Annotated in this window: 13 protein-coding genes; 9 read left to right on the top strand and 4 right to left on the bottom strand. The window is 61.4% G+C overall.

Annotated elements, in window-relative coordinates:
* Nucleotides 1-289 precede the first annotated feature (289 nt).
* Entirely contained in the window at nt 290-1,072 is a 783-nt protein-coding gene (locus tag EAY64_RS19460) for a ferredoxin--NADP reductase (protein WP_103526362.1), read from the bottom strand.
* Nucleotides 1,073-1,534: 462 nt separating this feature from the next.
* Here EAY64_RS19460 and EAY64_RS19455 point away from each other — a divergent pair, with 462 nt between their 5' ends.
* A complete protein-coding gene (locus EAY64_RS19455; protein ID WP_103526361.1) occupies nt 1,535-2,545 on the top strand; it encodes an isocitrate/isopropylmalate dehydrogenase family protein in 1,011 nt (336 codons plus the stop codon).
* Nucleotides 2,546-3,201: 656 nt separating this feature from the next.
* On the opposite strand, the gene EAY64_RS19450 is transcribed toward EAY64_RS19455, so the two are convergent.
* Together EAY64_RS19450 and EAY64_RS19445 are read right to left on the bottom strand one after the other, a co-directional pair.
* Nucleotides 3,202-4,239 carry a glycosyltransferase family 4 protein gene (locus EAY64_RS19450; protein ID WP_103526360.1) on the bottom strand — a complete coding sequence of 346 codons (1,038 nt, stop codon included), beginning with the start codon at nt 4,237-4,239 and terminating at the stop codon, nt 3,202-3,204.
* Nucleotides 4,227-5,174, bottom strand: coding sequence for a UDP-2,3-diacylglucosamine diphosphatase (locus EAY64_RS19445; protein WP_103526359.1), 948 nt, complete (start codon nt 5,172-5,174; stop codon nt 4,227-4,229). The genes EAY64_RS19450 and EAY64_RS19445 overlap by 13 nt, the downstream gene beginning before the upstream one ends.
* A gap of 186 nt (nt 5,175-5,360) precedes the next feature.
* Here EAY64_RS19445 and EAY64_RS19440 point away from each other — a divergent pair, with 186 nt between their 5' ends.
* The 4 genes from EAY64_RS19440 to EAY64_RS19425 all read left to right on the top strand — a co-directional run bounded on the left by EAY64_RS19440 (nt 5,361) and on the right by EAY64_RS19425 (nt 8,313).
* Nucleotides 5,361-5,630, top strand: a complete 270-nt coding sequence (locus EAY64_RS19440) for a PepSY domain-containing protein (RefSeq protein ID WP_103526358.1) — start codon at nt 5,361-5,363, stop codon at nt 5,628-5,630.
* A gap of 84 nt (nt 5,631-5,714) precedes the next feature.
* Nucleotides 5,715-6,290 carry a cytochrome b/b6 domain-containing protein gene (locus tag EAY64_RS19435; RefSeq protein ID WP_103526357.1) on the top strand — a complete coding sequence of 192 codons (576 nt, stop codon included), beginning with the start codon at nt 5,715-5,717 and terminating at the stop codon, nt 6,288-6,290.
* Between the two features lie 2 nt (nt 6,291-6,292).
* Complete coding sequence (locus EAY64_RS19430) at nt 6,293-6,955, top strand: response regulator (protein ID WP_103526356.1); 663 nt, start codon at nt 6,293-6,295, stop codon at nt 6,953-6,955.
* On the top strand, nt 6,952-8,313 hold the full coding sequence (locus tag EAY64_RS19425; protein WP_103526355.1) for an ATP-binding protein: 1,362 nt from the start codon (nt 6,952-6,954) through the stop codon (nt 8,311-8,313). The genes EAY64_RS19430 and EAY64_RS19425 overlap by 4 nt, the downstream gene beginning before the upstream one ends.
* Nucleotides 8,314-8,485: 172 nt before the next feature.
* Here the strand turns inward: EAY64_RS19425 and EAY64_RS19420 are convergent, their stop codons facing one another.
* Nucleotides 8,486-8,878, bottom strand: coding sequence for a hypothetical protein (locus EAY64_RS19420; protein WP_103526354.1), 393 nt, complete (start codon nt 8,876-8,878; stop codon nt 8,486-8,488).
* 181 nt (nt 8,879-9,059) lie between these two features.
* Here EAY64_RS19420 and EAY64_RS19415 point away from each other — a divergent pair, with 181 nt between their 5' ends.
* The 4 genes from EAY64_RS19415 to EAY64_RS19400 all read left to right on the top strand — a co-directional run.
* Entirely contained in the window at nt 9,060-10,319 is a 1,260-nt protein-coding gene (locus EAY64_RS19415; protein WP_113024002.1) for a sensor histidine kinase, read from the top strand.
* A gap of 1 nt (nt 10,320) precedes the next feature.
* Nucleotides 10,321-10,848, top strand: a complete 528-nt coding sequence (locus EAY64_RS19410; protein WP_103526353.1) for a response regulator transcription factor — start codon at nt 10,321-10,323, stop codon at nt 10,846-10,848.
* Between the two features lie 319 nt (nt 10,849-11,167).
* Complete coding sequence (locus EAY64_RS19405) at nt 11,168-12,790, top strand: 3-(methylthio)propionyl-CoA ligase (RefSeq protein ID WP_103526352.1); 1,623 nt, start codon at nt 11,168-11,170, stop codon at nt 12,788-12,790.
* A gap of 691 nt (nt 12,791-13,481) precedes the next feature.
* The coding region (locus EAY64_RS19400) for a methyl-accepting chemotaxis protein (RefSeq protein ID WP_103526363.1) at nt 13,482-14,973 on the top strand (1,492 nt) is incomplete at its 3' end.

Genomic DNA, 14,973 nt, shown 5'->3' with positions numbered 1-14,973 from the left:
AAAGTAGAAGCTTCCGCTCAGAAAGCCCAGGCTGCTGATGCTTCCGCTCCGGCCAAGAAGCACGCTGCCAAAAAACACCACGCTAAAAAGCACGCTGCCAAGAAAGCCGCTCCGGCTTCCGCAGCAAACTAATCAGACGTCAGCGTCTGGCTCGCAATAAGTAAGGGGAGGCTTCGGCCTCCCTTTTTGCGTCTGTCATTTTCACCTGCAGCAAGATGCTGTTGCGTGCAGGCAAAGAAAAACGCCATCCGGCTGGATGGCGTTTTGTCTGTTGCCAGTGAAAAGTGGATTACTTTTCCACGAAGGCGCGTTCGATGGCGTAGTCGCCCGGCTCACCCATGCGCGGAGATTCCTTGAAGCCGAGGCCATTCAGGATTTCGCACAGGTCGTGCAGCATGGACGGGCTACCGCAGATCAGCACGCGGTCGTTTTCCGGGTTCAGCTGCGGCAGGCCGATATCGGCGCACATCTTGCCATTGGTGATCAGATCGGTCAGGCGGCCCTGGTTGCGGAAGGGCTCGCGAGTCACGGTCGGATAGTAGATCAGCTTTTCTTTCACGATATCGCCAAAGAACTCGTTTTCCGGCAGTTCATTGGTGATGTAGTCGTGATAGCCCAGCTCGCTGACCCAGCGTACGCCGTGGGTCAGAATGACCTTGTCGTAACGTTCGTAAACTTCCGGGTCCTTGATGATGGACATGAACGGTGCCAGGCCAGTACCGGTAGACAGCAGGTACAGGTTTTTGCCCGGCAGCAGGTTGTCTTGTACCAGGGTGCCGGTGGGCTTTTTGCTGATCATCACGGTATCGCCAACCTGCAAGTGCTGCAGGCGCGAAGTCAGCGGGCCGTCTTGAACCTTGATGCTGTAGAACTCCAGATGCTCTTCGTAATTGGAGCTGACAATGGAGTAGGCGCGCATCAGCGGCTTGCCGTTCACTTCCAGGCCGATCATGACGAATTGGCCGTTGATGAAGCGCAGACCGGCATCGCGGGTGCAGGTGAAGGTGAACAGGGTGTCGTTCCAGTGATGAACCGACAAGACCTTTTCAGCGGTCAGATTGGGGGAGGACATATAAATTGCTGCTCGCTATCCAAAAGAAATCAAGGAATGAGTGGTTGCCGCGATTTTACCCTTTTCGGGTCCGCTTGACTAAACATTGCTAGCCGTTCTCACTATGTCATTGTACATAATGATCAAATCGCCGCGCTGCCAGGCCCGGTGGCTGCTTGTGGCTCGCAAGGCATGTGGCCTGGTGGGAAAGTCAACTGGAACAGGATGTTACCTTAAACAATAGGCTAGCCCTAACGATTTCTTTCCGCTGTGTTTATTCCTGATTGTTCTTAATGGGTGATTGATTTAGATCAGCAAATTGTATTGCGCGCTGCGCTAGTGCATAAAGGTGTTGGCCAGGCCGCTGTTGTCCGACAGTGTACCAAGCCTTTTTCGGGTCGAATTCTATTGTCATTATTTTTGGGCAGCTGATGTCCTGGCGAGTACAATCTGCTGTTCTGCAGACAGAAAGCGGAGCGAGCGATGAAGCTGTGTGTGATTCCTGGAGACGGGATCGGTCATGAAGTGGTGCCGGTGGCGGTGGGCGTGTTACAGGCGGTGCTGCCTGGTTTGCAGCTGGTGTTTGCGGATGCGGGCTGGGAAGAGTTCTGCCGCAATGGCAAGGCGCTGCCTGAGCGCACCCTGGTGGCTGCCCGCGAATGCGGGGCAGTGTTTTTTGGCGCTGTCAGCTCGCCCATGCAGCTGGTAGAGGGCTATCGCTCGCCCATTGTGCAATTGCGCCGCGAACTGGGCTGCCATGCCAATATCCGCCCCACGCTCAGTTTGCCGCTGGCCAGCAGCCGTAGCGGCATTGATCTGATCATTGTCCGCGAAAATACCGAAGACCTGTATGTCGGTGACGAGCAGTCTGACGGTGAAGTGGCGGTGGCCATCAAGCGCATTACCCGCAAGGCATCGCTGCGGGTGGCGCGTAGCGCATTCGAACTGGCGCGCAATGCTGGCCGCCAGCGCATCACCATCATTCACAAGGCCAATATCCTGCCGCGTACCGATGGCCTGTTCCGCGACTGCGCGCGCGAAGTGGCACGGGAGTTTACCGATATTGCCGTGGATGAAATGCTGGTGGATACGGCAGCCCTGCGCCTGGCGCAGGCTCCGGAAAGCTTCGACATGCTGCTGGCACCCAATCTGTATGGCGATATTCTGTCGGATCTGGCTGCGGCATTTGGTGGCGGGCTGGGTCTGGCGCCTTCATTGAATCTGGGCGTCGCGGCAGCGATTGCCGAGCCCGTGCACGGTTCGGCTCCGGACATCGCCGGCCAGGGCATTGCCAATCCACTGGCTGCCATCCTCAGTGCGGCCATGCTGCTGCGGGTATGGTGGCAGCGGCCGGAACTGGCGCTGCGTATCGAGCAGGCAGTACACGCCACATTGCTGGACGGCATTGCCACGCCGGATGTGATGTCGCCCGGCGTGACAACCCAGCATCTGGCACGGGTGGTGATTGAACGGATCAGGCAGCAGCAGGAATAGAATGTGAAAGAGGGCGGCTTGACTGGCCGCCCTCCGAGGTGTGTCACTGCATGTTTCAGAAGGATTTGCGGGATAACGCAAACATCACATACAAGACTGCAACCCGAGCCGCGGCGAACATGTTTGCCAACGATGTTCTGCAAAACCGCGAACAGGTCATTACCAAAGAACAGGCTGTATGCACAGCACCAGATAAGTCGTAAAGCACTGATATTACGTGAACAATGCCCTTGGTTGCATGGGCGGTAACATCATGATCGCTGCCTGTTAGGGTGGCGGATAAGGGCATTCAAGCCCCGGCTAACTCATCAAGCTCAAGCAAAGTCTGTTGTTTCGTGTCTGGCTTACCGACGACCTGTCGTTGATGCATCCGTGATGGACGCTGGTAGTGCTCCCGGCTACGCTGAAGTAGCCGCCATCAAACCTGAGAAGGTGATGGGTTCTGAGCACAGGGTTGAACAAGGTTGTCGGAATCCGGCCAATGACTCATCCCAAACCCTCCCTGTTACTGAATGATTTCAGTATAGGCCTGTGTCTGGCGGACTCAAGTTTTTTTTGTAGCGCAGCGCCGGCGCGGCCATGGCAATGTGCTGAAGTCTTGCCCCTGCTGCCATGGGCGCTGCGGCCATTTTGCAACGCCGGCGCTGCTGGCGGTATCAACCCGCCTGTGGTTTGAGGATGGCGATGCGTTCTGGCGGATTGGGATGCAGGTGCTGTTCGAACTGGCGTGCGGCGGCTGCCCAGGAGAACCCTTCGGCCACCCGGCGCACATGGCTGCGGTCGATGTTCATTGCATCCAGGCAGGCCTGGCGCAGGTCATCGGCCAGTACGCCGGCCCCGCTGTTACCGACTACATCCAGTGGCCCGGCCACCGGATAGGCGGCTACCGGCGTGCCGCAGGCCATGGCCTCCAGCAGTACCAGGCCGAAGGTGTCGGTCAGACTGGGGAAGACAAACACGTCTGCGGCGCGGTAGAAGCGCGCCAGTTCGTTTTGTGGAAATACACCGGCAAAGTGGACTTCAGGATAGTCGCGCTGCAGGCGGGCCATCAGCGGGCCATCGCCCACCACCCATTTGCTGCCGGGCAGCTCGAGCTTGAGGAAGGCTTCGATATTCTTTTCCACGGCGACCCGCCCGATATAGACAAAGCGCGGGGCCGTGCTTTCATCCAGTCGGTCGCGTTCGCCGGGAGTGAACAAGTTGGTATCCACGCCGCGACTCCATAACACCACCTTGGTAAAACCGCGGGCGCGCAGGTCGTCGGCAATGGACTGGGTGGGCACCATGGTGGCGGCGCCGGCATTGTGGAAATGGCGCATCCAGGCATAGCTGATGGACAGCGGCAGGCGGGTGCGGGCGGCGATGTATTCCGGAAAGCGCGTGTGATAAGCGGTGGTGAAGGCAAGTTTGTGGCGCAGGCAGTAGCGGCGTGCCGCCAGTCCCAGCGGGCCTTCAGTGGCGATATGGATGGCGTGCGGCGCCAGTTCGGCAATCCGTCGTGCTACCTGGCGGTAGGGCAGGATGGACAGGCGGATGTCGGGATAGGTGGGGCAGGGCAGGGTCTTGAATTCCAGCGGCGTGATCATGTCCACCTGGTGGCCGAACTGGGTCAGCTCGCGGCTGGTTTCGGTGAGGGTACGGACTACGCCGTTGACTTGCGGTTTCCAGGCGTCAGTGACGATCAGGATGCGCATGGTGTCTCCTGGGTGGGGTCGGACAGTTGGGCAGTGGTGTCTGCCTGCGTCAGCATGGCCGGTGTGGCCGGTTGCGGCAGCCAGGCGGGTTGGGTGGCGGCTGCCTGGCCGGCGGGGGGCGGTGTCACGCCGGCGCTTTGCTTGTTTTTGCGGCGGGTGGGTTCGGGGGCGGATTGCAATTCGGTCCAGTACACCACTTCCAGCCGGCCATCGGCGTGTTCCACCAGGGCAGACAGGCTTTCCACCCAGTCGCCGCTGTTGCCGTACAGGATGCCGTCGATATCCCGCACTTCGGCCTTGTGGATGTGGCCGCAAATCACGCCGTCGTAGGCGCGGCGGCGGGCTTCGCCGGCAAGGATTTTTTCGAAGTCGCTGATGAAGTTGACCGCGTTTTTTACCTTGTGCTTGAGGTATTGCGACAGCGACCAGTACGGCATGCCCAGCTGCTTGCGCAGCCAGTTGAAGCCGCGGTTCAGTTCCAGAATGACGGTGTAGAGCGAGTCGCCTACATAGGCCAGCCATTTGATGTGCTGGATGACGCCATCGAATTCATCGCCATGGATGATGAGCAGGCGCTTGCCATCTGCCGTGGTGTGTTCGGCCTCGCGGCGGATGGCGATGCCGCCGAAATCCAGCCCCACATAGTGGCGGGCGGCCTCGTCGTGATTGCCCGGCACATACACCACCTGGCATCCCTTGCGCGCCTTGCGCAGCACTTTTTGCACCACATCGTTGTGGCTTTGCTTCCAGTACCAGGATTTTTTCAGCTGCCAGCCGTCGACGATATCGCCTACCAGATAGAGGTAGTCGGATTCGTTGTGCTTGAGGAAGTCGAGCAGATGGTCGGCGCGACAGCCGGAGGTGCCCAGATGTACATCGGAAATCCAGATGGCGCGGTAGTGGCGGCTGCTGGTGGAGGCGGTGTCGGGCTGCATGTCGGGTCCGTTCTGCCGTGGTGTACCGCGCCATGCTGCATGGTGCAGATGACAGCGCGATGTGGCTTTGGTGACGCGCGGATGACGCCGTGCCAGAGATCGGCTGTTTAAGCGGCATTTAAGCGAGACGCGCTCTAATGGGCCTTGTCGCCGGAATGAACCGGTTTAATCCTGGAGATTCGAGAAATGAACAAACTGCTGCTGACTGCCCTGTGTGCTGCCTTCGCCGCTCCTGCCGTATTTGCTTCTGCCAAGTGTGAAACTCACCCCAAGAGCGAGTGGATCAAGCAGGAAGATTTCAAGAAACAGCTGGAAGGCCAGGGCTACAAGATCGACAAGTTCAAGGTGAGCGGCCAGTGCTATGAAATCTATGGCAAGAACAAGAATGACAAGAAGGTGGAGATCTACTTCGACACCAAGACCGGCAAGCCGGTGAAGAGCGAAGTACAGCAATAAGCTGCTGCCGGGTGGCCTACCCGGTTCCGGAGGGCCGGTTGCCGCTGGCGCCGGCCTGTCCTTTTGCTGAAGGGGAGTCGATTGATGGCTGACAATACCCAGGGAATCAAGGTGTGGGACCGTTTTGTCCGGGTATTTCACTGGACGCTGGCGGCCTGTGTGCTGGGCAATTATTTTGTGCTGGAAGATGGCGAAGGCCCGCACCGCTGGGCTGGCTATCTGGCTGCGGTGCTGGTGCTGTCGCGGGTGGTGTGGGGCTTTGTCGGCAGCAGGCCTGCCCGCTTTGCTGATTTCTTTCCTACGCCGCGCCGCTTGCGGGCACACTGGCAAGACCTGCGCCAGGGGCGGCTGGATGCCCATGCCGGGCATAATCCGCTGGGCGCCTTGATGATGTTGTGGCTGATGGCGCTGGTGCTGGGATTGGCTGTCACCGGCTACCTGCTGGGCACCGACGCTTTCTGGGGGGACGATGGCATGCAGGCACTGCACGGCGCGCTGGCCAATATCCTGATCGGCAGTGTCGGCCTGCATGTACTGGCGGCACTGGTGATGAGCCGGTTGGGAGGTATTAATCTGATCAAGGCCATGGTGACTGGCATCAAACCCATGCCGCAGCATGGCGAGCAGCAGGTCAGGCCGGCATGCGAAACAAGGAAATAAACATGCGCATATTGGTGGTGGAGGATGATCCGCTGATTGGTGACGGCCTGAAAATGGGGCTGGGCCAGCTGGGCTTTGTGGTGGACTGGTTTCGCCAGGGGCGGGAAGGGCTGGCTGCGCTGGCGGCGGCCCCATTTGATGCGGTGGTGCTGGACCTGGGCCTGCCCGGCATGGATGGCATGGACATCCTCGCCGCCTGGCGTCAGGCCGGGCAGGATGTGCCGGTACTGGTGCTGACTGCGCGCGATACGCTGGATGAGCGCCTGCAAGGGCTGGATGCCGGCGCGGATGATTATCTGGTCAAGCCGTTTGCCTTGAGCGAAGTGGCCGCACGCTTGCGGGCGTTGATTCGGCGGCGCCATGGCCAGAGTGTGAGCCGGCTGGTGCATGGCGCGGTGAGCTTTGATCCGGTGGCCCGCACGGCCTGGCTGGATGACAAGGCTCTGGAACTGACTGCGCGTGAGCTGGCCTTGCTGGAACTGCTGCTGTCGAGCAAGGGCCGGGTGTTGTCGCGCGAGCTGATCGAAGAAAAGCTTTACGGCTGGGGGCAGGAGCTGGAAAGCAATGCGGTGGAGGTGTATGTCCATCACCTGCGCAAAAAACTGGGGGCTGGCTTTATCCGCACCCAGCGCGGTGTTGGCTACGCACTGGGCGAGCCGCAATGAGGCAGCGGCCAACCCTGCAGCGCCGGCTGGCGGTGCTGCTGCTGATTACCGTGCCGCTGATCTGGCTGGTGTCCACGGCGGTGGCAGCCTATGAAGCCCATCACGAAGTCGACGAGTTGTACGACACCCAGCTCACCCTGTTTGCCCGGCAATTGCTCAGCGTCAACATGGGCGAGCGCGGTGACGACCCACTGCCGGTCTTGCCCAAGACCAAAAAACTGATTCGCGGCGGCGACCGTGGCGAGATGGAAGACGACGACATCGGCGTAGCGGTATGGAATGAAGCCGGGGATTTGCTGCTGAGTGACGGCAAGGGGCGCCATTTCAGCTTTGATGCTGCCCGGCGCGGTTTTTATACGGTCAGCGGCCAGGATGACACGGACGAGTGGCGCTTGTTCTATCTGCCGGCACCGGATGGCTCGCGACTGGTGGCGGTGGGCCAGCGGCAGAAGCTGCGGCACGAGGTGGTGCTCAAGGTGATACAGGGCCAGCTGCTGCCGTGGTTGCTGGGTTTGCCGGTCTTGCTGCTGCTGATTCTGTGGGCGGTGCGCCAGGGCCTGCGCCCCTTGCAGCTGCTGGCGGACAATCTGGCCGGGCGCAGCCCGCAGGAGCGCAGCCCGTTGCCGGAGAATGTACCGGGCGAGGTGCTGCCCATGGTGCGTGCACTGAATGCACTGCTGGCGCGGATTGCCGAGGCCATGGAGCACGAACGCCGCTTTACCGCTGATGCCGCGCATGAGTTGCGCACGCCGCTGGCCGCCTTGCAGGTGCAGGCCGAGGTGATGGCGCTGATGCCGGACGAAGCCGGCCGTCAGCATGCGTTAGCGCTGCTGCAGCAGGGCATTGGCCGTGCCACGCGGCTGGTGGAGCAATTGCTGGCGCTGTCGCGGCTGGACCCGCTGCAGGGCTTGCCTGCGGCGCAGCCGGTGGATTGGGCCGTGGTATGCCGCGATGCCATGGCCGATGTGGCCGCAGCAGCTGCCGACAAAAACATGCAACTGCAGTTGAACTGGCAGGACAGTCCGGCACAGGTCTTGCCGCTGACGGGTGATGCCACCTTGCTCACCCTGATGTTGCGCAATCTCTTGGACAATGCCGTGCGCTATTGCCCGGCTGCTGCCTGTATCGAGCTGCAGGCGGCGGCGACTGGCATTGTGGTGCGGGATAACGGGCCGGGTATTGCGCCGGAGTGGCTGGCGCGGGTGCATGAGCGCTTTTTCCGTCCGCCCGGGCAGGATATGCCGGGCAGCGGGCTGGGTTTGTCCATTGTCGAGCGCATTGCCAGCCTGCACGGCCTGCGCCTGCAACTGGCCAATCGCCCCGAGGGCGGCTTGCAGGTTAGCCTGCATGTGGCCTGAGTAAGTGGTTGCCTGCGACAATCTGTCGCATTGGCGGCCACAGCAGCATGGCGTAGGCTGAGTCAGTGTTAGCCGGGTTGCCCAAGGTTTTGCCCGGTACATCCAAGAGTTGCAGCCCGCCCCGACCCGGCGGGCTTTCTTTTGGCCATCGCCCCTTGCCGGGTGCGGTGGATCAGCCTTCTGGCTCGGCCTGGCTGCGCAATTGCCAGAACAAGGCATTGCATACCCCGCCCGCCACGGCCCCGACATAATAGTTGAACAGCGGGTCGTACAAAGCCGGTTGCAGCCAGCGGCTGTAATACACGGTGACGACGCCGCCGATGAGGGCGCCTGGCAGGGCAGCCAGCGCCAGCAGGCGCCAGCGCGGCCAGTTTTGCTGCCAGCGGCTGATGCCGGCATCCAGCGACAGGCGCAGCAGCACCAGCAGCATGCCGGCCAGCGCGGCCGGCATGGCACCGATGATGTAGGCCAGCATGGGGATGACCCCGCTGGCCAGCAAGCCTACCAGTGGCCCCAGCGCGATAAACAGGATCAGGCCGCAGCCTGCGAGTTTCAAATGTTTCATCCGGCTCAGTTCGACAAAAAGTGTTGCAAGACTAGCAGACTGGCCGGGCGGCGACGAGCAGGGTGCTGCTGTCGCGGTTCGCCACCGTGGTGAGGGGGACGGTCCGATCCCGCAGCCGGCCATGGCGTGCGGCATTATGTCGCAGTCACCATCGGCGCTGCGGGATGCTAAAGTGTCGGCCATGCTGGCCCAACTGTTTTCCTCTTCTTCTCGCCTGGTAGCTGATCTGCCGGATGCGGTGCGCCTGATCGCCCGTCTGCGCTGGCTGATGCTGGCCGCCGGTGGTCTGTTGTTGCTGCTGTGCGCACTGTCCGGCCTGGCGCTGCCCTGGCTGCTGCTGTTGCAGGCGCTGGCCACACTGGCCTTGTTCAACGGAGTACTCAGCCAGCGCTTGCGCCAGGGTAGCCCGGCCCTGCCCCTGTTGCGGCTGGGCTTGCTGGCCGACTTGCTGGCCCTGACCGAGTGCATGGCGTTCAGCGGAGGTGCGGCCAATCCGCTGGCCTCGCTGTATTTGCCGCCGGTACTGTTTGCCGCCCTGCTGTCGCCCGGCCTGTTTGCCTGGGGCCTGTCCTTGCTCAGCATGCTGGCCTATGCCGCGCTGTTTGGCTGGCATCTGCCCTGGCCTTTGCAGGGCAGCGATGCCGCGTATGCCTTTTCCCTGCATCTGGTGGGCATGTGGCTGACCTTTGCCCTGTCGGCGCTGCTGATTACCAGCTTTGTGTCCTGGCTGGCCCGCCAGCTGGCGGCGCGTGAGGCGGCGCTGGCTGCGGCGCGGGAAACCCAGTTGCGCGATGAACAACTGCTGGCGGTGGGCATGCAGGCGGCCGGCGCGGCGCATTCGCTGTCCACCCCCATCAATACCCTGACCCTGCTGGTGGAAGACATGCTGTTGCAGCATGCCGCCGATCAGCCGCTGCGCGAGGACCTGCAACTGATGCAGGCGCAGCTGGGCAGTTGTGCCCAGGCACTGGCACGGCTGAAGCAGGGCATTCAGCCACAGGGGGCCGCCATTGCGCTGTTTGCCACCCTGGCACAGCAGCTGTCCGGTTGGCGCAGCCTGCGGCCGGATGTGCGGCTGGACTGGCAGGCTCCGGCCGGTGCGGACCCGCAGGTACGGCTGGATGCTGCCTTCTGGCCGGCCTTTTTCAATCTGATCAACAATGCGGCCGAGGCTGGTGGCGGCGAGCTGACGGTTACTGCGTCCTTGCTGGACGGTCAGTTGCAGCTGGACATCATCAATCGCGAAGGCTGCCTCAGCGCCCAGCAATTGCAACGCGCCGGCCTGGCACCGCTGGATTCGGACAAGCCGGCCGGCATGGGGCTGGGGGTGATGCTCAGCCATGCCACGCTGGCGCGACTGGGTGGAACGCTGACCCTGGATAACCGTGCCGAGGGGGGCGTACACGCCTGCGTGCGGCTGCCCTTGCCACAGGAGGAGTGAAATGGCGCTGGATTTCCTGCTGGTCGATGACGACCAGGCTTTTGTCACGGTGCTGGCGCGTTCGCTGACGCGGCGGGGCTTTCGTGTGGAGTGCGCTGCCGATGGCCAAGCCGCGCTGCAAGCGCGAGATGAGCCACCGCTGCGCATCCTGCTGGACCTGAATCTGGAAGGCGAAAGCGGCCTGCGGCTGTTGCCCGAATTACGGCAGCGCTACCCGCATGCTGCCGTGGTGGTGCTCACCGGCTATGCCAGCATCGCCACCGCAGTGGAAGCGACCAAGCTGGGCGCGGTGCAATACCTGGCCAAGCCAGCGGGCGTGGATGACATCCTGGCGGCCTGCCAGCAGGTGATGGCCAATCCGGAGCTGCCGCTGTCACCGCAGCCGATGTCCTTGCGCCGGGTCACCTGGGAGCACCTGCAACGGGTGCTGAACGAGCATGATGGCAATATTTCCGCCACGGCCCGCTCCATGGGCATGCACCGTCGTACCCTGCAACGCATGCTGGCCAAGCGTCCGGTAAAAAGCTAAAACGCATCAGCTGTTGTATTGCCAGCACAGTACTGTGGCTGGCCAACTGGCAAGCTGCTTGCCGTCCGGCTTTGCAGTGGCGAGGCGGCTTGCGCGCAGCGTGGCGCCGGCTTGCCCGCCCTAGCCCTGCTACAGCAGTGCTTTGTCCTCTTTCTTGCCAAGCAAGCGCTAGGAAACTTCCTGTCTCTCCCCCTGTAAACCTCTGTTTTCATCAGCAGGTCTTTCCGGATGGCATCAGAAAATATGATTGGAGCAAATGCCCCAGAATGCCTATGGTCTTTTGATGCATTCCAAACCACGACAATAGAGGGGAAACAAGATGCGTGGACAAATGATGGAACAGCCGCTGCTGATCTCCGCCCTGCTGCAACATGCCGAAACCTACCATGGCGATAGTGAAATCGTGTCGCGTACCGTGGAAGGCCCGATTCACCGCTATACCTACCGCGAAGCCGCTCGCCGCACCCGGCAACTGGCCAATGCCCTGGCCGGCCTTGGCGTGCAGCACGGCGATACCGTGGGCACCCTGGCCTGGAATGGCTACCGCCACTACGAAATCTACTTTGCCACCTCCGGCTCCGGCGCCATCTGCCATACCGTCAACCCGCGCCTGTTTGCCGAGCAGATCAGCTACATCATCAATCACGGCGAAGACAAGGTGCTGATGTTCGATTTGAGCTTTCTGCCCGTCGTCGAGCAGATCGCCGCCGAACTCACCACCGTGCAGCATTTTGTCTTGCTGACCGACCGCGCCCACATGCCGCGCGAGTCCACGCTGGACAACCTCTTGTGCTACGAAGACCTGGTCAACAGCCACAGCGACCAATACCAGTGGCCGCATTTCGACGAAAACACCGCCTCCAGCCTGTGCTACACCTCGGGTACTACCGGCAACCCCAAGGGCGTGCTGTATTCGCACCGCTCCACCGTGCTGCATGCCTTTGCCAGCTCACTGCCGGACAGCCTGGATATCTCGGCCCAGGGCGCCATCATGCCGGTGGTGCCGATGTTCCACGTCAATGGCTGGGGCCTGCCCTACAGCTGCACCATGAACGGGGCCAAGCTGGTGTTGCCCGGCCCCAAGATGGATGGCGTCAACCTGTACGAGCTGATCGAGACCGAAGGCGTCACCATGGCCGCCGGCGTGCCCACCATCTGGATGATGCTGTTGCAGCATTGTCAGAAAAATCACCTGAAAATCCACAGCCTCAAGCGCGTCATCGTTGGCGGTTCGGCCGCACCGGAAAGCATGGTCGACCAACTGGCCGAACACGGCGCCGAACTGCGCCAACTGTGGGGCATGACCGAGCTGTCGCCCTGCGGCACCACCAGCACGCCCAAGTTCAAGCACAAGGGCTGTGACACCCCGACACTGCGCGGCTTGCAAACCAAGCAGGGCCGGCCGATTTACGGCGTGGCCATCCGCATTGTCGACGACGAAGGCAAGCCGCTGCCCAATGACGGTGTGGCCTTTGGCAATCTGCAGGTCAAGGGTTCCTGGGTGCTGTCGCGCTACTTCAAGCGCGAACTGGACGACTCGCATACCGAGGATGGCTGGTTCAATACCGGCGACGTGGTCACCATTGACCGCGATGGCTATATGAAGATCACCGACCGCACCAAGGACGTGATCAAGTCCGGCGGCGAGTGGATCAGCTCCATCGAACTGGAAAACATCCTGGTAGGTCATCCGGCAGTGGCCGAAGCCGCCGCTATTGGCGTGCTGCATCCCAAGTGGGACGAACGCCCCTTGATGGTGGTGGTGCTCAAGCCCGGTGCCAGTGCCACCCGCGAAGAGCTGATCGGCTTTTACGAAGGCAAGATTGCCAAGTGGTGGACGCCGGATGACGTGGTGTTCCTGGACGAGCTGCCGCATACCGCCACCGGCAAGCTGCAGAAGATGAAATTGCGTGAAATGTTCAAGGATTACCAGTGGGCATGAGCGCTAAGAGCGGCTGACAAAAGCGCGTAGAGAACCCGGGCCAAGGCGCGCCGACGCAGACCGTACAAAGAGTACGGCAAGGAGGCGCAAGGCAGGCGCGGGGGTTTTGTTAGCGGCTCTAAGCCGCTGAATTGAATGGACAGAATAGAGCTTTTGCGCTAAATTGTGCATCGCACTGAAGGCCGCAAGGCCTTTTGTGGTGTTAGCCCCTCGAAGCATCAAGCTGGTAACCCCAGCCAGATGTTTCTTCCTCGTGTTGGCCCCTGAGAACCCTCAGGGGATTTTTTTTGCCTGTCGCCCTGCTTCCCGCCTTCCCCGCGTTGCCATCTGGCCGCCCCCGCTGTCTTGTCGCCGGCTTGCCCTGCTGGGGCAGGGATCCGTGCCGCCTTGTTTTCTCATTGTTCAGTACCCGTGTTGGTCCCTGGTCAGCTGCTTTGCTGTGCTGGATCAAACTGTAAATTAGATTTTCATAATTTAATGATTGCCATGCGTGCTTGCCGCCAAAATGTCGCATGGCTGAACGAGATTTTAACGGTGAGCTGAAACAATTCGACCCTTAGACCGGATAACAAAACCCCCGCTCCAGCGTTGCGCCGCCTTGCCCTGCACCCTGTACTGTCAGCGGCGGCGCGCCTTGGCCGGGTTAGCTACAAGGTTTTGTGAGCGGCTCTTAACCAACCGAGGGGGAAACATGAAATCCTTGCGAAGCAAGCTGATTGCCTTCAATGCCTTGCTGATGGCCTTGTTTGGCCTGGTGCTGGTGCTGATTGTGTTCATCCAGATGCGCGGAGAAATTCTCAGCGGGCTGAATCACGAATTCGACTCTGCGCTCAAGGGGCAGAGCAGTGTGGTGAAAACCTGGCTGGATGAAAAGAAACAGGAAATCGCCGCCCAGGCCAGCGTGGCGGGCGAGGCGGATGCCCTGCGTTTTCTCAAGGTGGGCGCCAAGGCGGGTTTCAATGTGAATTACGCCGGCTTTGCCGATGGCCACTCGCTGTTTTCCGATGACTGGTCTGCCCCGGCCGACTACAAGGTGACCGAGCGCGACTGGTATAAGCAGGCCATGGCCGCCGGCAAGCCCATCGTGACCGAGCCCTATGTCGATGAAGCCAGCAAGAAGCTCACCATTACCGTGGCCGCTCCGATCAGCCATGGCGGCAGCCCGGTTGGCGTGGCCGGTGGCGATGTCTTTGTCGATAGCCTGGTCAAGTCGGTGCTGTCGCTGCAGATTCGCGGCGATGGCTATGCCTTCATCGCCGACAGCAAGGGCAAGGTGCTGGCGCATCCGCAGGCGGGACTCACCCTCAAGCCCATCAGCCAGCTGGCCCCCGAGCTGACCGCCGACAAGCTGGCCGAGCTGGCGGGTTCGGACAGCCTGCAACAGGTACGCATGGGCGATCAGGACATGCTGCTCTCCGTGCAGCGCATTCCGGACAGCGACTGGCTGATCGGGCTGGCCACGCACAAGGATGCCATCCTGGCACCGCTCAATACCCTGCTGCTGACCGTGGCCGGCTTGAGCGTGCTGGTGTTTGCCTTGCTGATTCCACTGGTCGGGGTGCTGCTGGGCCGCATGCTGGGCGGACTGGTGGCCTTGAAAAATGCCATGGAAGACATTGCCCACGGTGAGGGCGATCTCACCCTGCGGCTGCAGGAGGGCGGGCAGGACGAAATCGCCGCCACCGCCCGCGCCTTCAACCAGTTCGTGACGCAACTGGCCACGCTGTTCCGTGGCCTGCGCGACAATGCCGGCGGGGTGGTGGCGGGTGTCGGCCAGGTGTCTTCCCAGGTGCAGGGCGTGGCAGACAGCGCACGCAGCATTTCCGACATGTCTTCGTCCAATGCCGCCACGCTGGAGCAGATTACCGTCAGCATCGCCCATATCGCCGACAATGCGCGGGCGGCCGACCAGCTGGCCAGCGCCACCGGCAGCGGGCTGGAGTCCGGCGCGCAGGGCATGCTGCAGCTGGCTGATGGCATGGAAAGCACGGTGCAGTCGGTTCGCTCGCTGGAAAGCATGCTGGCGGCACTGGAGCAGCGCTCGCAGCAGATTTCCGGCATTACCGAGGTGATACGCGATATCGCCGACCAGACCAATCTGCTGGCGCTCAACGCCGCCATCGAGGCCGCCCGCGCTGGCGAGCAGGGCCGCGGCTTTGCCGTGGTGGCCGACGAAGTGCGCA

It is taken from the genome of Aquitalea palustris (assembly GCF_003693445.1).
GTDB lineage: Bacteria > Pseudomonadota > Gammaproteobacteria > Burkholderiales > Chromobacteriaceae > Aquitalea > Aquitalea palustris.
The sequence above is the reverse complement of the archived record's forward strand: the minus strand, read 5'-3'. Positions and strand labels throughout refer to the sequence as shown.